Origin of the sequence: Streptomyces sp. NPDC024017 (assembly GCF_040638895.1) — a bacterium.
Classification (GTDB): Bacteria; Actinomycetota; Actinomycetes; order Streptomycetales; family Streptomycetaceae; genus Streptomyces.
This window is the reverse complement of sequence record NZ_JBEZYZ010000027.1, coordinates 20,265-42,738: the sequence shown is the minus strand read 5'-3', so window position 1 is coordinate 42,738 and position 22,474 is coordinate 20,265. Positions and strand designations below refer to the sequence as shown.

The window sequence follows — 22,474 nt, the reverse complement described above, 5'->3', positions numbered from 1 at the left end:
TGTAAGTCATGGGGTCTGATACGGGGGTCCTGGGGCCGGAGGCCTTCATGACGAAGGCCTCCGAACTCCCGTCAGACCTCTTCGACGCTGCTCGGCTCACGCCGGGACAGGTCGATGCCAAGCTCCTCCGCAGCGCGGAAGACGTCCTCGTCGGTGTCGCGCATCTCGATGGACATGCCGTCCGAGGACAGCACCTCCACGTTGAGGCACAGGGACTGCATCTCCTTGATGAGCACCTTGAAGGACTCGGGGATGCCGGGCTCGGGAATGTTCTCGCCCTTGACGATGGCCTCGTAGACCTTCACGCGGCCGGTGACGTCGTCGGACTTGATGGTCAGCAGCTCCTGGAGGGCGTACGCGGCGCCGTAAGCCTCCAGCGCCCACACCTCCATCTCACCGAAGCGCTGGCCACCGAACTGGGCCTTACCACCCAGCGGCTGCTGGGTGATCATCGAGTACGGACCGGTCGACCGGGCGTGCAGCTTGTCGTCGACCAGGTGGTGCAGCTTGAGGATGTACATGTAGCCGACCGAGATCGGCTCCGGGAACGGCTCGCCGGAACGGCCGTCGAACAGCGGCGCCTTACCGGTCGGGAGCACCATGCGCTCGCCGTCGCGGTTCGGGATGGTGTGGTTCAGCAGACCGGCCAGCTCGTCCTCACGCGCACCGTCGAAGACGGGGGTGGCGACGTTCGTGCCGGGGGCGACCTGGTCGGCCTCGATGGCCTGCAGGCGCTGCGCCCAGTCGTCCGCGAGGCCGGAGACGTCCCAGCCGCGGCTGGCGAGCCAGCCGAGGTGGATCTCCAGGACCTGTCCCGGGTTCATTCGGGACGGCACACCGAGCGGGTTGAGGATGATGTCGACCGGGGTGCCGTCCTCCAGGAACGGCATGTCCTCGATCGGCAGGATCTTCGAGATGACACCCTTGTTGCCGTGACGGCCGGCGAGCTTGTCACCGTCCGTGATCTTGCGCTTCTGCGCCACGTAGACACGAACCAGCTGGTTCACGCCCGGCGGCAGCTCGTCGCCCTCTTCACGGTCGAAGACGCGGACGCCGATGACCTTGCCGATCTCGCCGTGCGGGACCTTCAGCGAGGTGTCACGGACCTCACGGGCCTTCTCACCGAAGATCGCGCGCAGCAGGCGCTCCTCCGGCGTCAGCTCGGTCTCGCCCTTGGGCGTGACCTTGCCGACGAGGATGTCGCCGGCGACGACCTCGGCACCGATACGGATGATGCCGCGCTCGTCGAGGTCGGCGAGGACCTCCTCGGAGACGTTCGGGATGTCCCGGGTGATCTCCTCGGGGCCGAGCTTGGTGTCACGGGCGTCGACCTCGTGCTCCTCGATGTGGATCGAGGAGAGGACGTCGTCCTGCACGAGGCGCTGCGACAGGATGATCGCGTCCTCGTAGTTGTGACCCTCCCACGGCATGAACGCCACGAGCAGGTTCTTGCCGAGCGCCATCTCGCCGTTCTGGGTGGCCGGACCGTCGGCGAGGACCTGGCCCTCGATGATCCGGTCGCCCTCGTTGACGATGACCTTCTGGTTGACCGAGGTGCCCTGGTTGGAGCGGGCGAACTTGGCCAGGCGGTACGTGATGTACGTGCCGTCGTCGTTGGCGGTGGTGATGTAGTCCGCGGAGACCTCCTGGACCACACCGGGCTTCTCGGCCTTGACCACGTCGCCGGCGTCGACCGCGGAGCGGTACTCCATGCCGGTGCCGACGAGCGGGGCCTCGGACTTAATCAGCGGCACGGCCTGACGCATCATGTTCGCGCCCATGAGGGCACGGTTGGCGTCGTCGTGCTCGAGGAAGGGGATCATGGCCGTCGCGACCGACACCATCTGGCGCGGCGAGACGTCCATGTAGTCCACGTCCTCGCCGGTGACGTAGTCGACCTCGCCGCCCTTACGGCGGACGAGCACGCGGGCCTCGGCGAAGCGGAGGTCGTCCGTCAGCGGCGCGTTGGCCTGCGCGATGACGAAGCGGTCCTCCTCGTCGGCGGTCAGGTAGTCGACCTCGTCGGTGACCTGGCCCTCGAACACCTTGCGGTACGGGGTCTCGACGAAACCGAACGCGTTGACCCGGCCGTAGGAGGCGAGCGAGCCGATCAGACCGATGTTCGGGCCTTCAGGCGTCTCGATCGGGCACATGCGGCCGTAGTGCGACGGGTGCACGTCACGGACCTCGAAGCCGGCCCGCTCACGGGACAGACCACCCGGGCCGAGCGCGGAGAGACGCCGCTTGTGCGTCAGACCCGACAGCGGGTTGTTCTGGTCCATGAACTGGGACAGCTGGCTGGTGCCGAAGAACTCCTTGATGGAGGCGACGACCGGCCGGATGTTGATCAGGGTCTGCGGCGTGATCGCCTCGACGTCCTGGGTCGTCATCCGCTCGCGGACGACTCGCTCCATACGCGCCAGACCCGTACGGACCTGGTTCTGGATGAGCTCGCCGACGCTGCGCAGGCGGCGGTTGCCGAAGTGGTCGATGTCGTCGGTCTCGACGACGATGTTCGTACCGCTGTCGCCGACCGTCTCGGTCTCGCCCGCGTGCAGCTTCACCAGGTACTTGATCGTCGAGATGATGTCCTCGACGGTCAGGATGCCCGCGTCCAGCGGAGCGTCCGCACCCAGCTTCTTGTTGACCTTGTAGCGGCCGACCTTGGCCAGGTCGTAGCGCTTGGGGTTGAAGTAGAGGTTCTCCAGCAGCGTCTGCGCGGCCTCACGCGTGGGGGGCTCGCCCGGACGCAGCTTGCGGTAGATATCGAGCAGCGCGTCGTCCTGGCCCTGGGTGTGGTCCTTCTCCAGGGTGGCGCGCATGGACTCGTACTGGCCGAACTCCTCGAGGATCTGCTCGGTGGTCCAGCCGAGCGCCTTGAGCAGGACGGTGACGGACTGCTTGCGCTTGCGGTCGATGCGGACACCGACCATGTCGCGCTTGTCGATCTCCATCTCCAGCCAGGCACCCCGGGACGGGATGATCTTGGCGGAGAAGATGTCCTTGTCGGACGTCTTGTCGATGGAGGAGTCGAAGTAGACGCCGGGCGAACGGACGAGCTGCGACACCACGACACGCTCGGTGCCGTTGATGACGAAGGTGCCCTTGTTCGTCATGAGCGGGAAGTCGCCCATGAAGACGGTCTGAGACTTGATCTCGCCGGTCTCGTTGTTCGTGAACTCGGCGGTGACGAAGAGGGGGGCCGCGTACGTGAAGTCGCGGTCCTTGCACTCGTCGATGGAGTTCTTCGGCGGCTCGAAGCGGTGGTCGCGGAAGGTCAGCGACATCGACCCGCTGAAGTCCTCGATCGGGGAGATCTCCTCGAAGATCTCCTCGAGCCCGGACTTGGTGGGGACGTCCTGACCGTTCTCGAGAGCCTCCTCGACCCGACTCTGCCAGGCGGTGTTGCCGAGGAGCCAGTCGAAGCTCTCGGTCTGCAGCGCGAGCAGGTTCGGAACCTCAAGAGGCTCCTTGATCTTTGCAAAAGAGATGCGCAGCGGGGCAGTGCTGGCGGCGTTGTTCGTATTCGCGGTCGAGGCGTTGCGCGAGGCGGCCAAGAGGGGGTCCTTCCGAGGGCTCGGACTCACTACGCGCGTACCGGCCCCTCTCCCGTACACGGAGACAAGCTGTGTCCATCGGGCCGTAAGGCCAGTTCAGACGGGTCTTGTCGTCGATGCTCGGGCGAGGGCAGACCCCTGGTGACGGGCAGGGGACAGCTAACAGGCAGCGCAAAGGGTCAGTGTAGCCACTTGGCACACTGATGTCCAGTGCGGGTCGTGAAACCCGTGTTCACCCTCGTTGTTCCACTCCTGCGACACGGCGCTGCCCTCAACGCACGTTAGTACTGCCCTCTTCGTCGTCGATCCATGCCTCGGATTCGGATCCTGTGACGACGCGTCCTGAGAATTGCGCGCTGCGTGCGGTTCGTCAAGGCCCCACTGCCCGATCCGGGGCCGCCCGGAGACACGACGAAGATCACCATACCCCCCGTCACCGGGGCTTCAAGGCAACCGTGGCCCACCCCCGAGAACGCCGAAGAGCGACCACCCGGATGGATGATCGCTCTTCCACGCTTACGCGTTACACGTCCAGCGGGACGTGTTGTGGATCCTGACGGATCCGAGGGTCTTACTTGACCTCGACGGAGGCGCCGGCGCCCTTGAGGGACTCGGCGGCCTTCTCGGCGGCGTCCTTGGCGACCTTCTCGAGAACGGGCTTCGGGGCGCCGTCCACGAGGTCCTTGGCCTCCTTCAGACCCAGGGAGGTCAGCTCACGCACGACCTTGATGACCTGGATCTTCTTGTCGCCGGCACCCGTGAGGATGACGTCGAACTCGTCCTGCTCCTCAGCGGCCTCGGCAGCGGCGCCACCAGCGGCACCACCGGCGACGACGACCGGCGCGGCAGCGGCGGCGGTGACGTCGAACTTCTCCTCGAACGCCTTCACGAACTCGGAGAGCTCGATGAGGGTCATCTCCTCGAACTGCGCGAGCAGGTCTTCCTGGCTGAGCTTCGCCATGATGGCGGTCCTTCCACTAAATCGGCAGGTGCCGGATGTACATGTGAGGCGGGCGTACGTCTGGCCCGCTACGGTCGCCGCGTTCAGGCAGCGGCGGCCGGGATGCGAGCCGAGTTACTCGGCACCGCCCTGCTCGTCCTGCTTGGCACGGAGCGCGTCCACGGTGCGGACGAGCTTCGACGGCAGCGCCTGGAAGACAGAGGCAGCCTGGGACTGCTTGCCCTTCATGGCACCGGCCAGCTTGGAGAGCAGAACCTCGCGGGACTCGAGGTCCGCAAGCTTCTTGATCTCATCGGCGGACAACGCCTTGCCGTCAAGGACGCCGCCCTTGATGACGAGGTTGGGGTTGTCCTTGGCGAAGTCACGGAGACCCTTCGCCGCCTCGACCGGGTCACCGGTCACGAAGGCGACGGCCGACGAACCCGCAAAGAGGTCGTCCAGCGTCGTGATCCCGGCCTCGTTGGCCGCAATCTTGGTCAGCGTGTTCTTCGCCACACGGTACTGAGCGTTCTCACCGAGTGAACGACGCAGCTTCTGGAGCTGCGCAACGGTGAGACCGGTGTACGCGGTAACGACGGCAGCGTTGGAGTTGCGGAACTTGTCCCGCATCTCCTCGACGGCATCGACCTTGTCAGGCCTCGCCATGAGCCTCGGCCTCCTTCCGGGTGATTCGGACCGCGCGGACCCGAAGGAGGACTGGGGAAAACGAAACGCCCCGGCGCAAGCGCACGGGGCGTAGCTCGACCGGTTTCACGCACACACGAGGCGGCGGACTCCGGGAGCTTCTCCAGTGTCACCTGCGCGGGTCGTCCGCCGTTCAGCGGATCCTTCGGCCACCACGCCCTCTGATGAGCGCGCGGTAACGACCAGCGGTCTTTGGCTTCTGTAGGAGAGTACGGGAACGGATCGCCGTCAAGCAAATCCGCCCCGTACGGCGTACCAGCGCAGGGCCGTTCAGCCCTGCTCCAGCTCCTTGAACATCTCGCCCAGGTCCGCGACGTCCTTGGCCGGCGGGGCCGTGACGGTGACGGGCTTGTTGTAGTCGAGGAAGGTGATGGTCATGTCGAGCGGGCCCTTGTCGGCCTCACCCTTCATGCGGAACTGCTTGGTGTGGTCCTCGCCGTCGACCCACATGTCCATCGTGAACTTGTCGACGCCCAGCTTCTCGTACTGCTTGATGCTCTTCTCGCGCTGCTTGCGCGTCTCCGCCTTGTCGTCCTTGAGCGAGGCGCGCAGGTCGTCGAGGGTGACCGTGCCCGAGTAGTGGGTGGTCTCGACGCCGTCGACCTCCTCGCTGCCGACCTTCTTCACGTCCTTGGCGCCCGTGAGGAAGGTGGACTCCGCCGCCGGGTTCTGCTCGGCCTGGCTCGTGGACCCCATCTGGTCCAGGTCCTTGGCCGCGTCGGATCCGGACAGGTCGAACTTCAGCCAGCGCTTGCCGTCCATCTCCTTGGCCATCTCGGCTCCCCCACCGAGATACATGGCCTTGTCGACGAGACGGATCTCCATGGTTTCGCCGGCTCCCTGGTCGGGCGCCTGCATCTTCATGCTCATCGCGATCGTGGGCTTCAGCCGCATGGACGCCTGGCCCTCGACGCGGCCCGACTCCGGGACCGTGCCCTTCATGCGGTACTGGAGGGACGTGATGTCCTCCGTGTTCTTCGCCGCCTTGGCGACGGCCGCCGCGGGCGTCATCTCCGGCGACTTCTCGGAACCGCAGCCGACCGCACCGGCGGCGAGCAGCAGGGCGCACAGCCCGGCGGCAGGTATGGATGTCCTCATCGATTCCCCCCAAGGAATACATGCTTGCTTCACAGCAAGGCCGCGAGCCTATCCCAGAGGGGCACAAGTGATCTATCCGAATAGACGCACGCCTCAGGGCGTACCGGACTGCTTCCGCACCAGGTCCTCGAAGTCCCCGGTGTCGGACCGCGGGGGCCGCTCAGCCCGGACCGCCACGCCGTAATCGGCGTAGTGCGCGGTCTGGGTCATCAGGCCCGTGGTCATCCGCGCCTTCTCGACCTTCTTGACCAGCAGGTTCCGCTTGTCGATCCAGATGTCGACGGTCTCGGTGGTGACCCCGGCCTCGGTGAGCTGCTTCCTCAGGCCGGCGTCGGCGACGTCGGCCGCCGTCACGGTGCCGGACCAGTGCGTGGTGGTCCGGCCGCGGACGGTCTCCTCGCCGACCTTCCTGACGTCGCCGGAGGACAGCAGGAGCTTCACGGACTGGTTGGGCGTGGTGCTGCGCATCTGGTCGCCGAGATGAGCACCGGAGCCGCCGGCGAGGGCTTCGAGGTCCTTGTACGCGTACCGGATCCAGTGCCTGCCGCCGGCCTGTTCGGCGAACTTCTCGCCCATGCGCGCGTAGTACGCCTCGGGCAGGTAGCGGGCCTCCATCGACGTGGTGCCGAGCCGGCGCATGGTGTCGGCCACGGTGCCACCGGTGTACTTGATGGTGAGGGTGCCGGTGATGCCGTCGCTCCAGCCGAGGGTGCCGTCGGCGGTCATGGACATCAGCGAGCCCATGGTCGTCGTGGACTCGACCCGGGCGGACTCGGCGTGCTCGGTGGCGCGCTCGGCGGAGCGCAGGGCGGCGAGGGTCCGGCCGCGCGCGGCGCGGTCGGGCTGGCCGGGGCCGTCGGAGGAGTCCTGAGAAGTGCAGGCGGCCGCCCCCGTCAGCGCGGTCGCCACCGCGATCCCCAGGCCCACACGGCGCACGGTCGTGCCCTGCATACGTCCCCCCGATCGCATCCGGTTCCCGCACGTTAACCCAGGCCACCGGCGTACGTACCGGAAAAGGGAACGGGCCCCGCACCTGTAAGAGGTGCGGGGCCCGTGACCGGTTGGGTGAGCCTCAGGCTCAGACCGCGGCCGGGTCCTCCTCGACGAGGAGGTTGCGGGTGCGGTTCGAGTCGACCGGAATGCCGGGGCCCATCGTGGTGCTGATGGCGGCCTTCTTGATGTAGCGACCCTTGGCGGCGGACGGCTTCAGACGGAGGATCTCCTCCAGGGCCGCGCCGTAGTTCTCCACCAGCTTGGTGTCGTCGAACGACGTCTTGCCGATGATGAAGTGCAGGTTCGCGTGCTTGTCGACACGGAACTCGATCTTGCCGCCCTTGATCTCGGTGACGGCCTTGGTGACGTCGGGGGTCACGGTGCCGGTCTTCGGGTTCGGCATCAGACCACGCGGACCGAGCACGCGGCCGAGGCGGCCGACCTTGCCCATGAGGTCCGGGGTGGCGACGACGGCGTCGAAGTCCAGACGGCCCTTCGACACCTCGTCGATCAGCTCGTCGGCGCCGACGATGTCGGCGCCCGCGGCACGCGCGGCCTCGGCACGGTCACCGGTCGCGAAGACCAGGACCCGGGCGGTCTTACCGGTGCCGTGCGGAAGGTTCACGGTGCCACGGACCATCTGGTCGGCCTTGCGCGGGTCGACACCCAGGCGGAAGGCGACCTCGACGGTGCTGTCGAACTTGGTCGTGGAGGTGTCCTTGGCGAGACGGACGGCCTCGAGCGGGGCGTAGAGCTTCTCCCGGTCGATCTTGGCGTCCGCAGCGCGAAGGGACTTGCTGCGCTTGCTCACTACTGCTCCTGTGGATTCTTAGGAGTTGTGGTCCGGGCCGAGCAGGCCCCGCCACTTCTGCTGATGGAGGTTGGGGCTCAGCCCTCGACCGTGACGCCCATGGAACGGGCGGTGCCGGCGATGATCTTCTCGGCGGCGTCCAGGTCGTTGGCGTTGAGGTCGGGCATCTTCGTGGTGGCGATCTCACGGACCTGGTCACGCGTGATCTTCGCGACCTTGGTCTTGTGCGGCTCGCCGGAGCCCTTCTCGATGCCCGCGGCCTTCAGGATCATCTTCGCGGCCGGCGGCGTCTTGGTGATGAAGGTGAAGGAACGGTCCTCGTAGACCGTGATCTCCACCGGGATCACCCAGCCACGCTGCGACTCGGTCGCGGCGTTGTAGGCCTTGCAGAACTCCATGATGTTCACGCCGTGCTGACCCAGCGCGGGGCCGACCGGCGGGGCCGGGTTGGCGGCACCGGCCTGGATCTGGAGCTTGATGAGCCCCGTGACCTTCTTCTTCTTGGGAGGCATAGCTCTCCGGGTCCTTTCGATTCGGGTCCTGCCTGCACACGGGGACCACCCGGACGCAGGCATACCGCACAACGATAACGGGTATAGATGCGCGGCCAAAAACCGCGCAGGTCAGGCGGCCGCTCGAGCGATCGCCTGACCTGCGCGGAAGCGGTGAGTCCGGAAGTTAGTTCTTCTGGATCTGGTCGAAGGAGAGCTCGACCGGCGTCTCGCGGCCGAAGATCTCGACGAGGCCCTTGACCTTCTTCGAGTCCGGGTTGATCTCGTTGATGGTCGCCTGCAGCGTGGCGAACGGGCCGTCGGTGACGGTGACCGAGTCGCCGACCTCGAAGTCCAGCACCTGGACCTCGACCTTGCGCTGCGGAGCCGGCTTGCCCTCGGCCTCGGCGGCCTCGCGGGCGGCCTTCTCCTCGGCCTCGGGGGCGAGCATCTTGACGATCTCGTCCAGGGTCAGCGGGTACGGGTCGTAGGCGTTGCCCACGAAGCCGGTGACACCGGGGGTGTTGCGGACGACACCCCAGGACTCGTTCGTCAGGTCCATGCGGACCAGGACGTAGCCCGGGAGCTTGTTCTGCTTGATCGTCTTGCGGTCGCCGTTCTTGATCTGGACGACCTCTTCCTGCGGCACCTCGGCCTGGAAGATGTAGTCCTCGACGTTCAGCGAGACGGCGCGCTGCTCCAGGTTGGTCTTCACGCGGTTCTCGTAGCCGGCGTAGGTGTGGATGACGTACCACTCGCCGGGCAGGACCCGCAGTTCCTCGCGGAGCTTCTCGATCGGGTCGCGGTCGTCCTCAGGCTCTTCCTCGGACTCGTCCGCGGTCTCTTCCTCGGACTCGTCCGCGGCCTCTTCCTCGGACTCGTCCGCGGCCTCTTCATCGGCTTCGGTCTCCGCCTCGGCGGCGTCGTCCGCGACGGCGTCGGCAGCCTCGACCTCGGCGGAGGCCTCGGTGTCCTCGCTGTCCGCGCCCTCGACGATGTCGAGCTCGTCCTCGACGGACTCGACAGGCTCGATGGCGTCGTTCACGTTCGGGTCAGACACGGTGGCTGCTTCTTCCTGGATACATGGGGGTGGAACATGCGAAAGGAGCGCCGGGTACCTCGGCGCTCTTCGCGGACTGCTCAGCCGAACACGTACTTGGCGGCGTTGCTGAGCCCATAGTCAATCACGGTGACCAGGCCGATCATGATGACCACGAAGATGATCACCACGGTCGTGTAGGTCGTCAGCTGGTTGCGGCTCGGCCAGACGACCTTGCGCAGTTCCGCGACGATCTGGCGGTAGAAGAGGGCAAGGCGCTTCAGCGGGCCCTTCTTGCCGCGCTTGCCGCCCTTGCGGGTCTTCTTGGACTCCGGCGCCTCATCCTGGGCATCAGGCATGTCGATGGAGCCCACGGCGTCCGTCACTCGTCCTCACCTGATTCCGGGTCGTGGCCGTGCCGCGCCCGGTCTGAGCCGCACGGCGGTGCATTGCTGTACGTACATGCGCACACATCCTGGCGAAGGTGTGTGTAGCAGGGCCGGAGGGACTTGAACCCCCAACCGCTGGTTTTGGAGACCAGTGCTCTACCAATTGAGCTACGACCCTTTGTGTGTCCCCCAACGTACCGCATCCATCCGGATGCTTGGTGTGCACCGAACGGGCGCGGCCTGCTGAAGGCCAACGAGGTGAGAGTGTACGTGCTCGGCGGCCGGTCGTCGAACAGAAAGGGCCCGAGGGAGGGCTCGTTGGCGGAAGATCGCCTCCTGAACGGGGAGCGGACTGACGTGATTCCGCTGAAGATCGCCCAGGCCGCGCGGACGATCCGCACTGTTGTTCAGGGGTTTGCCCGACGTTGTTCAGTCTGTGAAACCCCCGTGCCGCGCGCGTTTCCAGTCTGAAACGATGGGGCCCATGAGCGCTGCAACCCCTCCCACCGAGCGCCGGGTCTCCGCCCGAGTCGGCGCGATCTCCGAGTCCGCCACCCTCGCCGTGGACGCCAAGGCCAAGGCCCTCAAGGCCGCAGGGCGGCCGGTGATCGGCTTCGGCGCCGGTGAGCCCGACTTCCCGACCCCGGACTACATCGTCGAGGCCGCGATCGAGGCCTGCAAGAACCCGAAGTTCCACCGCTACACGCCCGCCGGTGGTCTGCCCGAGCTGAAGGCCGCGATCGCCGCGAAGACGCTGCGGGACTCCGGCTACGAGCCCGACGTCTCGGAGATCCTGGTCACCAACGGTGGCAAGCAGGCCATCTACGAGGCCTTCGCCGCGATCCTCGACCCGGGCGACGAGGTCATCGTGCCCGCGCCGTACTGGACGACGTACCCCGAGTCGATCCGGCTGGCCGGGGGTGTCCCGGTGGAGGTCGTCGCCGACGAGACGACCGGCTACCGGGTGAGCGTCGAGCAGCTGGAGGCGGCCCGTACGGAGAAGACGAAGGTCGTCCTCTTCGTCTCGCCGTCGAACCCGACCGGCGCGGTCTACAGCGAGCAGGAGACCGAGGCGATCGGCCGCTGGGCCCTCGAGCACGGCCTGTGGGTGCTGACCGACGAGATCTACGAGCACCTGGTCTACGGCGACGCCTCCGCCGTGTCGCTGCCGGCGGTGCTGCCCGAGCTGCGCGACAAGTGCGTCGTGGTCAACGGTGTCGCCAAGACGTACGCGATGACCGGCTGGCGTGTCGGGTGGGTCATCGGCCCGAAGGACATCGTCAAGGCCGCGACGAACCTCCAGTCGCACGCCACGTCGAACGTGTCCAACGTCGCCCAGGCCGCCGCGCTGGCCGCCGTCTCCGGTGACCTGGACGCCGTGGCGACGATGCGTGAGGCCTTCGACCGGCGCCGCAAGACCATCGTGCGGATGCTGAACGAGATCGACGGCGTGGTGTGCCCGGAGCCGGAAGGGGCCTTCTACGCGTACCCGTCCGTGAAGGCGCTGATCGGCAAGGAGATCCGGGGCAGGCGGCCCAAGGACTCGGTCGAACTGGCCGCGCTGATCCTGGAGGAGTCCGAGGTCGCGGTGGTGCCGGGTGAGGCGTTCGGTACGCCCGGGTACCTGCGGCTGTCGTACGCGCTGGGTGACGAGGATCTGGTCGAGGGTGTGAGCCGGATCCAGAAGCTGCTGGCGGAGGCCAGGGACTGACGCTTCCGTCTGAGGGGGCACATACCGGATCCGGTATGTGCCCCCTTTGTTTGTGCCAGTTTCTTTGTGCGAGCAAGACCACGAAAGGGGAAACGGCTACCGGGACGGCTGGGACGTACGGCAGGATCTTGGGATGGAGCGTGTACGTGATGTCTCTGAGCTGCCGAAAGCCCATCTGCACCTGCACTTCACCGGGTCGATGCGGCCCTCGACCGTGCTGGAACTGGCCGACAAGCACGGGGTGCGGCTGCCCGACGCGCTGAGTGAGGCGCTGACCAGCGGGGAACCGCCGAGCCTGCGGGCTACGGACGAACGGGGCTGGTTCCGCTTTCAGCGGCTGTACGACGCGGCGCGCTCGTGTCTGCGGGAGCCGGAGGACATTCAGCGGCTGGTGCGGGAGGCCGCGGAGGAGGACCTGCGGGACGGGTCGGGGTGGCTGGAGATCCAGGTCGACCCGACGTCGTACGCGCCGCGGCTGGGCGGGCTGATTCCGGCGCTGGAGATCATCCTGGACGCGGTGGAGACGACGTCGCGGGAGACAGGGCTCGGGATGCGGGTGCTGGTCGCGGCGAACCGGATGAAGCACCCGCTGGACGCGCGGACGCTGGCGCGGCTCGCGGTGCGGTACGCGGACCGGGGCGTGGTCGGCTTCGGGCTGTCGAACGACGAGCGGCGGGGGATGGCGCGGGACTTCGACCGGGCGTTCGGGATCGCGCGCGAGGCCGGGTTGATGTCGGCGCCGCACGGGGGTGAGCTGGCGGGGCCGTCGTCGGTGCGGGACTGTCTGGACGACCTGGGGGCGACCCGGGTGGGGCACGGGGTGCGGGCGGCGGAGGATCCGCGGCTGATGAAGCGGCTGGCGGACCGGCAGGTGACGTGCGAGGTGTGCCCGGCGTCGAACGTGGCGCTGGGGGTGTACGAGAAGCCGGAGGACGTGCCGCTGCGGACGTTGTTCGAGGCGGGGGTGCCGCTGGCGCTGGGCGCGGACGATCCGCTGCTGTTCGGGTCCCGGTTGGCGGCGCAGTACGAGATCGCGCGGCGGCATAACGGGTTCACGGACGCGGAGCTCGCGGAGGTGGCCCGGCAGTCGGTGCGGGGGTCGGCGGCGCCGGAGGACATCAAGACGAAGCTGCTGGCGGGGGTGGACGACTGGCTGGCGTCGTAGCGCGGGTGTGGGCAGCGCCTTCCCGCCGGGTGGTGGGTCGGGGCGACGGGCCCAGCTGCGGGCATGCGTGCCGCCAGGGGCGGCACGGGTGGGCGCAGCGGCAGCCCGCTGCGCCGGGTCGCGCACCCACCCGGCCTCAGCAGCGACGCCGGGCGCCTACAGGCTGACCCCGACCGTAACCGGCTCGTTGACCAGGGTGATGCCGAAGGCCTCGCGGACGCCGGCCACGACCTCACGGGCCAGCGCGAGGAGATCCTCGGTCGTCGCGCTCCCCCGGTTCGTGAGCGCCAGCGTGTGCTTCGTGGAGATGCGGGCCGGACCCTCGCCGTAGCCCTTCGTGAAGCCCGCCTTGTCGATCAGCCAGGCCGCAGAGGTCTTGGTACGGCCCTCACCGGCCGGGTACGCGGGGGGCTCCACCGCGTCGCCGAGCCGCTCACGCACGCGTGTGCGGAACGTCGCGAAGTCCGCGTCCGTGAGGATCGGATTGGTGAAGAAGGAGCCGGCCGACCAGGTGTCGTGGTCCTCGGGGTCCAGGACCATGCCCTTGCCGGCGCGCAGCTTGAGCACCGTCTCGCGGGCCTGCGCGAGCGGGACGCGATCGCCCGGTTCCACACCGAGGGCGCGGGCCGTCTCGGCGTACCGGAGGGGGGCGGAGAGGCCCTCGGCGTCCTCCAGACAGAAGCGGACACGCAGGACCACGTACCGCTCGGGGTCGGACTTGAAGCGGCTGTGGCGGTAGGAGAAGGCGCAGTCCTCATTGGCCAGGGTGACCGTTTCGCCGGTGGTCCGGTCGTAGGCGACGACCTCGGTGATCGTGGAGGAGACCTCCTGGCCGTACGCCCCGACGTTCTGGATGGGGGTCGCGCCCGCCGAGCCGGGGATGCCGGCCAGGCACTCGACGCCGGCCAGGCCCGCCTCGACCGTGCGGGCGACGGCGTCGGTCCAGACCTCGCCGGCGGCGAGCTCCAGCGTCGTGCCGTCGAGGGAGAAGCCCTTGGTGGCGATGACGAGGGCGGTGCCCTCGAAGCCCTTGTCTCCGATGACCAGGTTCGAGCCGCCGCCGATGAGCAGCAGCGGGGTGCCCGCCTCGTCGGCTTCGCGGACGGCGGCGATCACCTCGTCGTCCGTCGTCGCGGTGACCAGCCGGGTCGCGGGGCCGCCCAGCCGGAAGGTCGTCAGCGGGGCGAGGGGGGCGTCGTGGAGTTCCTGCACGGGCTCAAGAGTACGAGACGGTACCGACAGGGTCGGGCACGCGTGTGTGCGGCCCCGTTCGCGGGAACGGGGCCGCACACACGCGTGGTGTCCGTCAGGGCAGCCGGCGGAGCGCCTCGGACCAGGAGAGCGGGAGGTCCTCGCTGCTCACCTGCCAGGTGGTGAACGCCGAGTCCCTCATCTGCGGGGCGAGGCCGCGGGAGGCGGGGCCGTGGGCACCCGCGCGGACGAAGGCGTGGAGCGCGTCCTTGGACTCCCAGGCCGACAGGGTCCAGAAGGTCCGTTTCAGAGGCTTCGCCTTCAGGGTCGCTCCGTAAGCGCCGGGGCTCCGGCGGACCTGCCGCCACACGGCGGGCGTCCCGGCGAGGAACTTCAGGGCTCCCCACAGGGTGCTGGTCTCGAAGCGGGAGGCGAAGACGTGCACCTCGGTGTCGCGGGGCGGGGTGTTCGGGACGGTCCAGGGAAGGGTGGGCATGCCGCTTCTCCTTGTTGAGGGCCTTCGGGGTCAGTGGGCGGCCGTCTCCAGCACCGGTGCCGGTTCGGCCTGGGCCGTCTGCCGCTCGGTGCGCCGCCGGGTCGGTATCAGCAGGGCCGCGATGCCCGCGAGGGCGACCACCGCGGAGCCCGTCACCAGGGCGGGCCGCATGCCGTCGACGAAGGTCTGGCCGGTCTCGTAGCCGCCCTGGGCCGCGAAGATCGACGCCATGACGGCGATGCCGAGCGCCCCGCCCACCTCGCGCAGGGCGTTGTTGGCGCCGGAGGCGATGCCCTGCTCCGATGCCCGCACGCTGGACATCACCAGGTGCGAGGCGGGGGCGAAGAACAGCGCCATGCCGATGCCGCTGACGATCAGGGCGGGCAGCTGGGCCGTGTAGGAGGCGTCGGCCGTGGCGACCACCGCCATGTAGCCGAGGCCCAGGGCCTGCAGGAAGAGGCCCGCGGCGACGACCGGGCGGCCGCCGATCCGGTCGGCCAGGATGCCGGCGATCGGGGCCACCAGCATCGGCATACCGGTCCAGGGCAGCATCCTGAGGCCCGCCTCGGTGGGCGAGTAGCCGAGGACGCCCTGCATGTACTGGCTGAGCAGGAAGATCGAGCCGAACATGCCGAGGAACATCAGCAGGCTCGCCGCGTTGATCCCGGCGAAGGCCCGGGACCGGAACAGCCGCATCGGGAGCATGGGGTTCTTGGCGCGCGTGCTGTAGAGGACGAAGCCGGCGAGCAGCGCGGAGCCCGCGAACAGGCCGGTCAGGACGAGGGAACCGGTCCAGCCGTCGGCGGGGCCGCGGACCAGGCCGTAGACGATGCCGAAGAGACCGCCGCTGGCGAGCAGGGTGCCGGGGACGTCGAGCGGGGCTCCGGTGCCGTGGGACTCGGCGAGGCGGAGGCGGGCGAGCGGCAGCAGGGCCAGACCGAGCGGGACGTTCAGCCAGAAGATCCACTGCCAGGAAATGTGTTCGGTGAGCGTGCCGCCGACGAGCGGCCCGGAGGCGACGGCCAGTCCGTTGACGGCACCCCAGATGCCGTAGGCCATGCCGCGTTTGGCGGCGGGCACGGCGGCGGTCAGCAGGGTGAGCGTCAGCGGCATCATGACCGCCGCACCCGCGCCCTGGACCGCCCGGGCGGCGATGAGGGAGTCGATGCCGGGGGCCATGGCCGCCGCGGCGGAGGCGCCGGTGAAGACGGCGAGTCCCGCGATGAAGAGCCGGCGGCGGCCGAAGCGGTCGCCGAGGGCCGCGCCGAACATCAGCAGGACGGCAAAGGTGAGCGTGTAGGCGCTCACGGTCCATTCCAGGTCGTGCAGTCCTCCGCCGAGGTCCTCGCGGATGGAGGGCAGGGCGGTGGTGACGACGAGGTTGTCGAGAGCCGCCATGAATCCGGCGACGCTGGTGATGACGAGGGCCCAGGCGGCTCCCCCGCGACGTGCGGTCTGCTGTGACATCGCTCCCCCAAGGAGTATCTGCCGTGATCGATTAGTTATTGCTCACTAACTTTCGCGCACATGAAGAGGCACACTCGTGCGCTCTTCCCCGCTCATTTCTCCAGCCGGCCCTTGAGCCTCGCCGACGGGTACATCCCCTCCCAGACACGGTGCTCGGGCGGGAAACCCATGGCCGTGAGGCAGTTGATGAGCATCCCGTACGCCATGAACGTCGTCGTCTCGCCGGCGTCGGCCCCGAGCGGCAGATGGACGGTGTCCCACAACCGCATCCAGCCGGCGCGCACCGACTCGCCGAACTCATGGTCGCCCTCCTCCTCGGCGGCCTTCACGGCGACATACATCTGCATCTGCATCATGAGCCGCTCGGGCCGCTCTTCGATGACCTTGGTGTACGCGTTACCCATGGCGTGCAGGGCCTCTTCGCCGTGGAGCCCCTCGGAGGCCTCGGCGAACGTGCGGATGGTGTCCTCCACGCAGCGCTCGGCCGCCGCCAGGAAGATCGCCTTCTTGCCCGGGAAGAGCCGGAAGAGGTACGGCTGCGAGACGCCGACCCGACGGGCGATCGCCTCGGTCGAGGTGCCGTGGTAGCCACCCCGGGCGAACTCGGTCGTCGCCGCCCGGATGACGCTCTCGCGCCGCTCTTCCGCACTCATCCTCGCCATGCATTCGAAGTTAGTACTCAATCACTAACTACGTCAAGCGGTGGTCTGCACGCGCCATGCGTAAGGGGCGCCCCGCAATGGAGAGCGCCCCTTACGTCGTGTCGCGGCCGCTCAGGCCAGTCGCACGACCGCCCTGGACATGCCCAGCACCTTCTGCCCGGCGCTGGTCGCCGTCAGGTCCACGCGGACGGTGTTGTCGTCGAGCTTGGCGGCGACCTTGCCCGCCACCTCGATCACGGCGCCCTGGTCGTCGTTCGGGACGACGACCGGCTTGGTGAAGCGGACGCCGTACTCGACGACCGCGCCCGGGTCGCCGGTCCAGTCGGTGACCACGCGGATCGCTTCGGCCATGGTGAACATGCCGTGCGCGATGACGTCCGGCAGGCCGACCTCCTTGGCGAACTTCTCGTTCCAGTGGATCGGGTTGAAGTCGCCGGAGGCGCCCGCGTACCGGACGAGGGTGTCGCGGGTCACGGGGAAGGTCTGCGCGGGCAGTTCGGTGCCGACCTCGACGTCGGAGTAGGAGATCTTCGCGGTCATGGGGTCGCTCACGCCTCCTCGGCCGCGCGGGCCACGAGCTTGGTCCAGGCGGTCACGACGTGCTCGCCCGCCTCGTCGTGGACCTCGCCACGGATGTCCACGATGTCGTTGCCCGCGAGGGACTTGACGGCCTCGATGGTCGAGGTGACCGTGAGCCGGTCGCCGGCGCGGACCGGGCGGCGGTAGGCGAACTTCTGGTCGCCGTGCACCACGCGGCTGTAGTCGAGGCCGAGCTGGGGGTCCTGGACGACCTGGCCGGCGGCCTTGAAGGTGATCGCGAAGACGAAGGTCGGCGGGGCGATCACATCGGGGTGACCGAGCGCCTTGGCGGCCTCCGCGTCCGTGTACACCGGGTTGGCGTCCCCGACCGCCTCGGCGAACTCACGGATCTTCTCCCGGCCCACCTCGTAGGGCGCGGTGGGCGGGTACGTCCGCCCCACGAAGGACTGGTCGAGCGCCATGGCTCGGTACCTCCTGGTAGCTCTACTGACCGGTACGGGTCCCTCAACGACACGAGGCCGCCCCCGATCACTCGGGAACGGCCTCGTGTACGAGCCTGTTTTTATCGCGTTTCGCGGTGCGCGGTGTGCGCATTGCAACGCGGGCAGTGCTTCTTCATCTCAAGACGATCCGGGTTGTTACGCCGGTTCTTCTTGGTGATGTAGTTCCGCTCCTTGCACTCCACGCAGGCCAGCGTGATCTTCGGGCGGACGTCGGTGGCAGCCACGTGAGTGCTCCTAAGACGAACGGATGGACTGTTTAACGCAAGAAGAGTAGCCGATCGAAGGACCGACCCCGCAATCGGCTACTGAGAGTAGCGGTGACCGGACTTGAACCGGTGACACAGCGATTATGAGCCGCTTGCTCTACCGACTGAGCTACACCGCTTTGATGTGGTCCGGTCCCGCCTCGCGACGGAACCAGTCACACCAGAGCCCCAAAACGGAATCGAACCGTTGACCTTCTCCTTACCATGGAGACGCTCTGCCGACTGAGCTATTGGGGCGAGCGATGAAGACATTACACGCTCGGCAGCCGTTCACCCAAATCCGTTTCGAGGCACCCGCGCGGGTGCCCGGACCGTCCTCCCGGCAGCCTCGTGAGTGCCTCCCGTGCCATGGCGGACCACGCCGGTACGACTATTGCGCTCCTCCCCGCCACGGGCGGGAGGCCGTCCTAGGCTCGTCTCACTCTGCGTGATCATGCCTCCTCCGCGCGCAGCCCGAGCCCCTGGAGTGCGATGCCCGACAGCCGGCCGCAGCCACCACCGCCACCGTCGTCCTCGCCGGGTCCGGCCGACCCGTCGTCGCTGCTGCTGTGCGGAGCGCGGCTCACCGACGGCCGGACCGTGGACGTACGGCTGGGCGGCGGGCGCATCGAGGCGGTCGGCACGGCCGGCAGCCTCGGGGCGGGCGGCACGCGCGCGTGCGGGGCGCGCGTGGACCTCAGCGGCTATCTGCTGCTGCCGGCCCCGGCCGAGCCGCACGCCCACGCCGACACGGCCCTGTCGGCCGATGCCGAGGGGCCGGTCTCGTACGAGCCGCAGGACGTGCAGCGGCGGGCGACGGAGGCCGCGTTGCTCCAGCTCGGGCACGGGGCGACGGCACTGCGGGCGCATGTGCGCGTGGGGGACGTCCAGGGGCTGGGCGCGCTGGCGGCGGTGCTGCAGGCGCGGCGGGCGCTGCGCGGGCTGGCGGAGCTGACGACGGTGGCGATGCCCCGGGTGCTGACCGGGGTGGCCGGCGCGGACGGCCTGGCGATGCTGCGGGACGCGGTGAAGATGGGCGCCTCGGTGGTGGGCGGCCGGCCGGACCTCGACCCGGATCCGACAGGGTACGTGGAGGCGGTCCTGGAGATGGCCTCCGAACACGGCTGCCCCGTCGACCTGCACACGGACGCCGACGACCCTGCCCGCCTGGCCCGGCTCGCGGCGATGGCCGGCGGACTGCGCCCAGGGGTCACCCTCAGCCCGTGCGGGGACCTCGCCCGGCTGCCTTCCGAGGTGGCTTCACGGACGGCCGACCAACTCGCGGCGGCCGGGGTGGCCGTGGTGTGCCTGCCGCAGGGCGGCTGCTGCGGCGTCGACCGGCGCGGTGCGGCTCCGGTACGGCTGCTGCGCGCGGCCGGGGTGCGGGTGGCCGCCGGGAGCGGCGCGCTGCGGGACGTGTCGAACCCTGTGGGGCGCGGCGATCCGCTGGAGGCGGCCTTCCTGCTGGCCTCGCGCTGCGGGCTGCCCCCCGAGGAGGCCTACGACGCGGTCAGCTCCTCGGCGCGGGCGGTGCTGGGGCTGCCCGAGGTGCGGGTGGAGGCGGGCTTCCCGGCCGAGCTGCTCGCGGTGCGCGGGGACCGGCTCGCGGGGGTGCTGTCCCTGGCGTACAGCCGGATCGTCGTGCATCAGGGGCGCGTGGTGGCGCGGACCAGCGCGGTGCGGGAGTACTGCAGTTCGGCTGCCTCGGTGGAGCTGGGGCTGCCGCGGCAGGGGCGGGGCGAAGTGCCGTAGGGCCTGCGGCGGGGTGTGGCCGAAGTCGTGCGGCGGACGGTGCTGTCCAGGCGTACGGTCGAAGGCATGCGCATTGTCATCGCTGGTGGTCATGGTCAGATCGCGTTGCGGCTGGAGCGGCTGCTCGCCGCGCGCGGGGACGAGGTGGCGGGGCTCATCCGCAAGCCCGAGCAGGCCGACGATCTGCGGCAGGCCGGTGCCGAACCGGTCGTGCTCGACCTGGAGTCGGCGTCCGTGGACGAGGTCGCGGAACGGCTCAGGGGTGCCGACGCCGCGGTCTTCGCGGCGGGCGCGGGCCCGGGCAGCGGGGCGGCCCGCAAGGACACGGTGGACAAGGCCGCGGCGGTCCTCTTCGCGGACGCGGCGGTGAAGGCGGGCGTGCGGCGCTTCGTGATCGTGTCGTCCATGGGCGCCGACCCGCACCACCAGGGCGACGAGATCTTCGACGTGTACCTGCGCGCCAAGGGCGAGGCGGACGCGTACGTGCGCGGGCTGGACGGCCTGGACTGGACGATCCTGCGCCCCGGCCAACTCACCGACGACGCCGGCACCGGTCTCGTACGCCTGGAGGCACACACGGGCCGCGGTCCCATCCCGCGCGACGATGTGGCCGCCGTACTCGCGGAGCTGGTGGACACCCCCGCGACGGCCGGGCTCACCCTGGAGCTGATCAGCGGACCGGCGCCGGTGTCGGTGGCGGTGAAGTCGGTGGCGGGGAACTGAGGTTCGCGGCCGGCCGCGGCTCACACAGCCGTCGGGGCGCCTAGAACAGGGGCAGTTGGCCCGGGAAGTCCGGGACCGTGTAGCCGTCCAGGGACGGTTGCTCCGGGCCGGGGCGTGCCTGGCGGCGGGAGCCCGGGCACGAGGTGAGTTCGCCGTGCTCGCGGGCGCCGGGCGGGTCGTGGCGCGCGTACCGCCCGGCGACGACGGCGATCTCGCGGCGGCACTCGGGGCAGACTCTGCGGCGGGAGGACATGGGGTCAGTGTGCCGCGTGGGCGGGTCGGCCATGCCACTCCCCGGGTGCGGGCCGTGTGCTGGGTTGGTCCCGGGCACCGGCGTGGACGACCACGACATCGAACTCGTCCACGCCGGCGAGTAGGCGTGGCTTGTCGGGGCGGATCGGGTCGGGTCGGGGCATGCAGGGGTGCTGCTCAACCCGGTCGCTCCTGCCGGACGCCACAGGGGGCTCTCAGCCGGTGGCCGCTCCGAACCACCTCGGCAGTCGGGCGAGCAGTTCCCGCTGGTCCTCGCCGGTCCAGGCCACGTGGCCATCCGGTCGTAGCAGTACCGCGGGCACGTCGAGTTCCTCGCTGACGTCGACGACGTGGTCGACCCGGTCCGACCAGCCCGCCACCGACAGCCGGCCGCCGGTCTGGTCGAGCAGCAGTCCGCGGCCGCCGCGCATCTGCTCGTAGAGGCGGCCTCGCTTCAACTGCACGTCCCGCAGCCGCCGTCCGAGCAGTTCGTGGCCCTCGCCGAAGTCGTAGCGGACGGCGATCGCGGTGATCTTCTCGATCAGGTGCCGGTTCACCTCCTCGAAGTCCATCAGCTCCGCCAGCAGCCGGCGTACGGCCTGCGGTCCCGGCTCGGGCGCCAGCAGCTGCATCTGCGCACGGGTGTTGTCCAGCACGGCCGCGGCCGCCGGGTGGCGTTCGGTGTGGTAGCTGTCCAGCAGCCCCTCCGGCGCCCAGCCGCGCACTTCGGCGGCCAGCTTCCAGCCGAGGTTGAACGCGTCCTGGATGCCGAGGTTGAGTCCCTGACCGCCGGTCGGCGGGTGGATGTGCGCGGCGTCGCCGGCCAGCAGGACGCGGTCGACGCGGTAGCGCTCGGCCTGCCGGGTGGCGTCGCCGAAGCGGGAGAGCCAGCGCGGCGCATGCACGCCGAAGTCGGTGCCGGCGAACTTCCGCAGCTGTTGCCTGAACTCCTCGAAGGTGGGCGGGGCGGTGCGGTCCTCGGCCACTCCCTCGGCGGGCACGATGACGCGGTGCACCCCGTTCTTCAGCGGCATGGCGCCGAACCGGAAGTGGGTCTTGCGGACTTCGGCCATCACGGCCGCCAGTTCCTCCGGCGGGGCGGACACCTCCATCTCGCCCAGCAGCGTCTCGACCCTGGAGGGCTCACCGGGGAAACCGACGCCCAGCAGCTTGCGCACCGTGCTGCGGCCGCCGTCGCACCCGACGAGGTAGCGGGAGCGCAGCCGCGTGCCGTCGGCCAGCTCGGCGGTCACGCCGTCGCCGTCCTGGCTCAGCCCGACCAGTTCGCAACCGCGCCGGATCTCGGTGCCGAGCTCGGCGGCGTGCTCGGTCAGCAGGCGGTCGGTGACGGGCTGCGGGATGCCGAGGACGTACCCATGCGCGGTGTCCAGCCGGTCAGGTGACGGCTTGGTGATGCCGGCGAAGAAGCCGCCGACCGGGTGTGTCCTGCCCTCCGCGAGGAAGCGCTCCAGCAGACCGCGCTGGTCGAGCACCTCGATGCTGCGCACGTGGAGGCCGAGCGCGCGAACGTGCGGAGCGGGCTCCGCCTCCTTCTCCAGCACGACCACCTGCACGCCGTGCAGCCGCAACTCGCCGGCCAGCATCATTCCGGTCGGGCCACCGCCGGCAATGATCACATCAATCAAGGCAGACCCCAATTTTCGCCTGTTTCTGGCTTCAGGTCGAAGATTCTGCGGCACCACGGGGGCCTTGCCGCAAGGCCCCCCATGCGCTATATGTTGAA

At 69.1% G+C, this 22,474-nt stretch carries 22 protein-coding genes and 3 tRNA genes; 4 read left to right on the top strand and 21 right to left on the bottom strand.

Translation table 11 applies throughout. The features are described from left to right. Window positions 1–71 precede the first annotated feature (71 nt). The 10 genes from rpoB to AB0G20_RS39150 all read right to left on the bottom strand — a co-directional run bounded on the left by rpoB (window position 72) and on the right by AB0G20_RS39150 (window position 10,201). Entirely contained in the window at window positions 72–3,557 is a 3,486-nt protein-coding gene (gene rpoB, locus AB0G20_RS39195) for a DNA-directed RNA polymerase subunit beta (RefSeq protein ID WP_361311590.1), read from the bottom strand. 571 nt (window positions 3,558–4,128) lie between these two features. After that, the gene (gene rplL / locus AB0G20_RS39190; RefSeq protein WP_033308983.1) at window positions 4,129–4,518 is read right to left on the bottom strand and encodes a 50S ribosomal protein L7/L12; all 390 of its coding nucleotides are present in this window, start codon (window positions 4,516–4,518) and stop codon (window positions 4,129–4,131) included. Between the two features lie 114 nt (window positions 4,519–4,632). After that, complete coding sequence (gene rplJ / locus AB0G20_RS39185; RefSeq protein WP_053674508.1) at window positions 4,633–5,163, bottom strand: 50S ribosomal protein L10; 531 nt, start codon at window positions 5,161–5,163, stop codon at window positions 4,633–4,635. Between the two features lie 309 nt (window positions 5,164–5,472). Further along, window positions 5,473–6,300: a DUF1396 domain-containing protein gene (locus AB0G20_RS39180; protein WP_361311587.1), complete on the bottom strand. Its 828-nt coding sequence runs from the start codon at window positions 6,298–6,300 to the stop codon at window positions 5,473–5,475. A gap of 93 nt (window positions 6,301–6,393) precedes the next feature. Further along, window positions 6,394–7,251: a hypothetical protein gene (locus AB0G20_RS39175; RefSeq protein ID WP_361311585.1), complete on the bottom strand. Its 858-nt coding sequence runs from the start codon at window positions 7,249–7,251 to the stop codon at window positions 6,394–6,396. A 127-nt stretch (window positions 7,252–7,378) separates the two neighbouring features. Beyond that, window positions 7,379–8,104: a 50S ribosomal protein L1 gene (rplA, locus tag AB0G20_RS39170; RefSeq protein WP_361311582.1), complete on the bottom strand. Its 726-nt coding sequence runs from the start codon at window positions 8,102–8,104 to the stop codon at window positions 7,379–7,381. A gap of 77 nt (window positions 8,105–8,181) precedes the next feature. Next, window positions 8,182–8,616 (bottom strand): 50S ribosomal protein L11, encoded by a 435-nt coding sequence (rplK, locus tag AB0G20_RS39165; protein WP_003992325.1) that lies wholly within the window; start codon window positions 8,614–8,616, stop codon window positions 8,182–8,184. 166 nt (window positions 8,617–8,782) lie between these two features. Further along, a complete protein-coding gene (gene nusG / locus AB0G20_RS39160; protein WP_361311579.1) occupies window positions 8,783–9,655 on the bottom strand; it encodes a transcription termination/antitermination protein NusG in 873 nt (290 codons plus the stop codon). Between the two features lie 80 nt (window positions 9,656–9,735). Further along, the gene (gene secE, locus AB0G20_RS39155) at window positions 9,736–10,020 is read right to left on the bottom strand and encodes a preprotein translocase subunit SecE (RefSeq protein ID WP_030233953.1); all 285 of its coding nucleotides are present in this window, start codon (window positions 10,018–10,020) and stop codon (window positions 9,736–9,738) included. A gap of 108 nt (window positions 10,021–10,128) precedes the next feature. After that, window positions 10,129–10,201 (bottom strand) — tRNA-Trp (locus AB0G20_RS39150). Between the two features lie 306 nt (window positions 10,202–10,507). Here AB0G20_RS39150 and AB0G20_RS39145 point away from each other — a divergent pair. Continuing rightward, window positions 10,508–11,734, top strand: coding sequence for a pyridoxal phosphate-dependent aminotransferase (locus AB0G20_RS39145; protein ID WP_361311575.1), 1,227 nt, complete (start codon window positions 10,508–10,510; stop codon window positions 11,732–11,734). 133 nt (window positions 11,735–11,867) lie between these two features. Then, window positions 11,868–12,899, top strand: a complete 1,032-nt coding sequence (locus AB0G20_RS39140) for an adenosine deaminase (protein ID WP_361311572.1) — start codon at window positions 11,868–11,870, stop codon at window positions 12,897–12,899. Window positions 12,900–13,055: 156 nt separating this feature from the next. Here AB0G20_RS39140 and AB0G20_RS39135 read toward each other — a convergent pair whose 3' ends face one another. The 9 genes from AB0G20_RS39135 to AB0G20_RS39095 all read right to left on the bottom strand — a co-directional run bounded on the left by AB0G20_RS39135 (window position 13,056) and on the right by AB0G20_RS39095 (window position 18,261). Next, window positions 13,056–14,111: a UDP-N-acetylmuramate dehydrogenase gene (locus AB0G20_RS39135; protein ID WP_361311569.1), complete on the bottom strand. Its 1,056-nt coding sequence runs from the start codon at window positions 14,109–14,111 to the stop codon at window positions 13,056–13,058. Window positions 14,112–14,205: 94 nt separating this feature from the next. After that, a complete protein-coding gene (locus AB0G20_RS39130; RefSeq protein WP_361311566.1) occupies window positions 14,206–14,586 on the bottom strand; it encodes a DUF3291 domain-containing protein in 381 nt (126 codons plus the stop codon). Window positions 14,587–14,616: 30 nt separating this feature from the next. Beyond that, a complete protein-coding gene (locus tag AB0G20_RS39125; protein WP_361311563.1) occupies window positions 14,617–16,053 on the bottom strand; it encodes an MFS transporter in 1,437 nt (478 codons plus the stop codon). Window positions 16,054–16,145: 92 nt separating this feature from the next. Continuing rightward, the gene (locus tag AB0G20_RS39120) at window positions 16,146–16,715 is read right to left on the bottom strand and encodes a TetR/AcrR family transcriptional regulator (protein ID WP_361311561.1); all 570 of its coding nucleotides are present in this window, start codon (window positions 16,713–16,715) and stop codon (window positions 16,146–16,148) included. A gap of 111 nt (window positions 16,716–16,826) precedes the next feature. Then, window positions 16,827–17,255, bottom strand: coding sequence for a MaoC family dehydratase (locus tag AB0G20_RS39115; protein WP_161366358.1), 429 nt, complete (start codon window positions 17,253–17,255; stop codon window positions 16,827–16,829). Window positions 17,256–17,263: 8 nt separating this feature from the next. Beyond that, the gene (locus AB0G20_RS39110) at window positions 17,264–17,716 is read right to left on the bottom strand and encodes a MaoC family dehydratase N-terminal domain-containing protein (protein WP_248506915.1); all 453 of its coding nucleotides are present in this window, start codon (window positions 17,714–17,716) and stop codon (window positions 17,264–17,266) included. Window positions 17,717–17,817: 101 nt separating this feature from the next. Further along, a complete protein-coding gene (rpmG, locus tag AB0G20_RS39105) occupies window positions 17,818–17,982 on the bottom strand; it encodes a 50S ribosomal protein L33 (protein WP_003948671.1) in 165 nt (54 codons plus the stop codon). Window positions 17,983–18,070: 88 nt separating this feature from the next. Next, window positions 18,071–18,143 (bottom strand) — tRNA-Met (locus tag AB0G20_RS39100). 45 nt (window positions 18,144–18,188) lie between these two features. After that, a tRNA-Thr gene (locus AB0G20_RS39095) sits at window positions 18,189–18,261 on the bottom strand. A 234-nt stretch (window positions 18,262–18,495) separates the two neighbouring features. Between AB0G20_RS39095 and AB0G20_RS39090 the strand changes: the two genes are divergently transcribed. Both AB0G20_RS39090 and AB0G20_RS39085 read left to right on the top strand, forming a co-directional pair. Then, window positions 18,496–19,755 (top strand): amidohydrolase family protein, encoded by a 1,260-nt coding sequence (locus AB0G20_RS39090; protein ID WP_361311558.1) that lies wholly within the window; start codon window positions 18,496–18,498, stop codon window positions 19,753–19,755. A 66-nt stretch (window positions 19,756–19,821) separates the two neighbouring features. Then, a complete protein-coding gene (locus tag AB0G20_RS39085; RefSeq protein ID WP_361311555.1) occupies window positions 19,822–20,478 on the top strand; it encodes an SDR family oxidoreductase in 657 nt (218 codons plus the stop codon). 40 nt (window positions 20,479–20,518) lie between these two features. Here the strand turns inward: AB0G20_RS39085 and AB0G20_RS39080 are convergent, their stop codons facing one another. Together AB0G20_RS39080 and rox are read right to left on the bottom strand one after the other, a co-directional pair. Then, a complete protein-coding gene (locus tag AB0G20_RS39080) occupies window positions 20,519–20,731 on the bottom strand; it encodes a hypothetical protein (RefSeq protein WP_030839769.1) in 213 nt (70 codons plus the stop codon). Window positions 20,732–20,945: 214 nt separating this feature from the next. Then, window positions 20,946–22,376 carry a rifampin monooxygenase gene (rox, locus tag AB0G20_RS39075; protein WP_361311552.1) on the bottom strand — a complete coding sequence of 477 codons (1,431 nt, stop codon included), beginning with the start codon at window positions 22,374–22,376 and terminating at the stop codon, window positions 20,946–20,948. Between the last annotated feature and the right edge of the window lie 98 nt (window positions 22,377–22,474).

Excerpts from the sequence above, each read along its gene's own strand:
- AB0G20_RS39090 (WP_361311558.1), top strand. The coding sequence starts at position 18,496 with ATGCCCGACAGCCGGCCGCAGCCACCACCGCCACCGTCGTCCTCGCCG.
- rplK (WP_003992325.1), bottom strand. The coding sequence starts at position 8,616 with ATGCCTCCCAAGAAGAAGAAGGTCACGGGGCTCATCAAGCTCCAGATC.
- rplL (WP_033308983.1), bottom strand. The coding sequence starts at position 4,518 with ATGGCGAAGCTCAGCCAGGAAGACCTGCTCGCGCAGTTCGAGGAGATG.
- AB0G20_RS39110 (WP_248506915.1), bottom strand. The coding sequence starts at position 17,716 with ATGGCGCTCGACCAGTCCTTCGTGGGGCGGACGTACCCGCCCACCGCG.
- AB0G20_RS39180 (WP_361311587.1), bottom strand. The coding sequence starts at position 6,300 with ATGAGGACATCCATACCTGCCGCCGGGCTGTGCGCCCTGCTGCTCGCC.
- AB0G20_RS39115 (WP_161366358.1), bottom strand. The coding sequence starts at position 17,255 with ATGACCGCGAAGATCTCCTACTCCGACGTCGAGGTCGGCACCGAACTG.
- AB0G20_RS39085 (WP_361311555.1), top strand. The coding sequence starts at position 19,822 with ATGCGCATTGTCATCGCTGGTGGTCATGGTCAGATCGCGTTGCGGCTG.
- AB0G20_RS39140 (WP_361311572.1), top strand. The coding sequence starts at position 11,868 with ATGGAGCGTGTACGTGATGTCTCTGAGCTGCCGAAAGCCCATCTGCAC.
- rplJ (WP_053674508.1), bottom strand. The coding sequence starts at position 5,163 with ATGGCGAGGCCTGACAAGGTCGATGCCGTCGAGGAGATGCGGGACAAG.
- AB0G20_RS39120 (WP_361311561.1), bottom strand. The coding sequence starts at position 16,715 with ATGGCGAGGATGAGTGCGGAAGAGCGGCGCGAGAGCGTCATCCGGGCG.
- AB0G20_RS39145 (WP_361311575.1), top strand. The coding sequence starts at position 10,508 with ATGAGCGCTGCAACCCCTCCCACCGAGCGCCGGGTCTCCGCCCGAGTC.
- AB0G20_RS39125 (WP_361311563.1), bottom strand. The coding sequence starts at position 16,053 with ATGTCACAGCAGACCGCACGTCGCGGGGGAGCCGCCTGGGCCCTCGTC.
- AB0G20_RS39080 (WP_030839769.1), bottom strand. The coding sequence starts at position 20,731 with ATGTCCTCCCGCCGCAGAGTCTGCCCCGAGTGCCGCCGCGAGATCGCC.
- AB0G20_RS39130 (WP_361311566.1), bottom strand. The coding sequence starts at position 14,586 with ATGCCCACCCTTCCCTGGACCGTCCCGAACACCCCGCCCCGCGACACC.
- AB0G20_RS39175 (WP_361311585.1), bottom strand. The coding sequence starts at position 7,251 with ATGCAGGGCACGACCGTGCGCCGTGTGGGCCTGGGGATCGCGGTGGCG.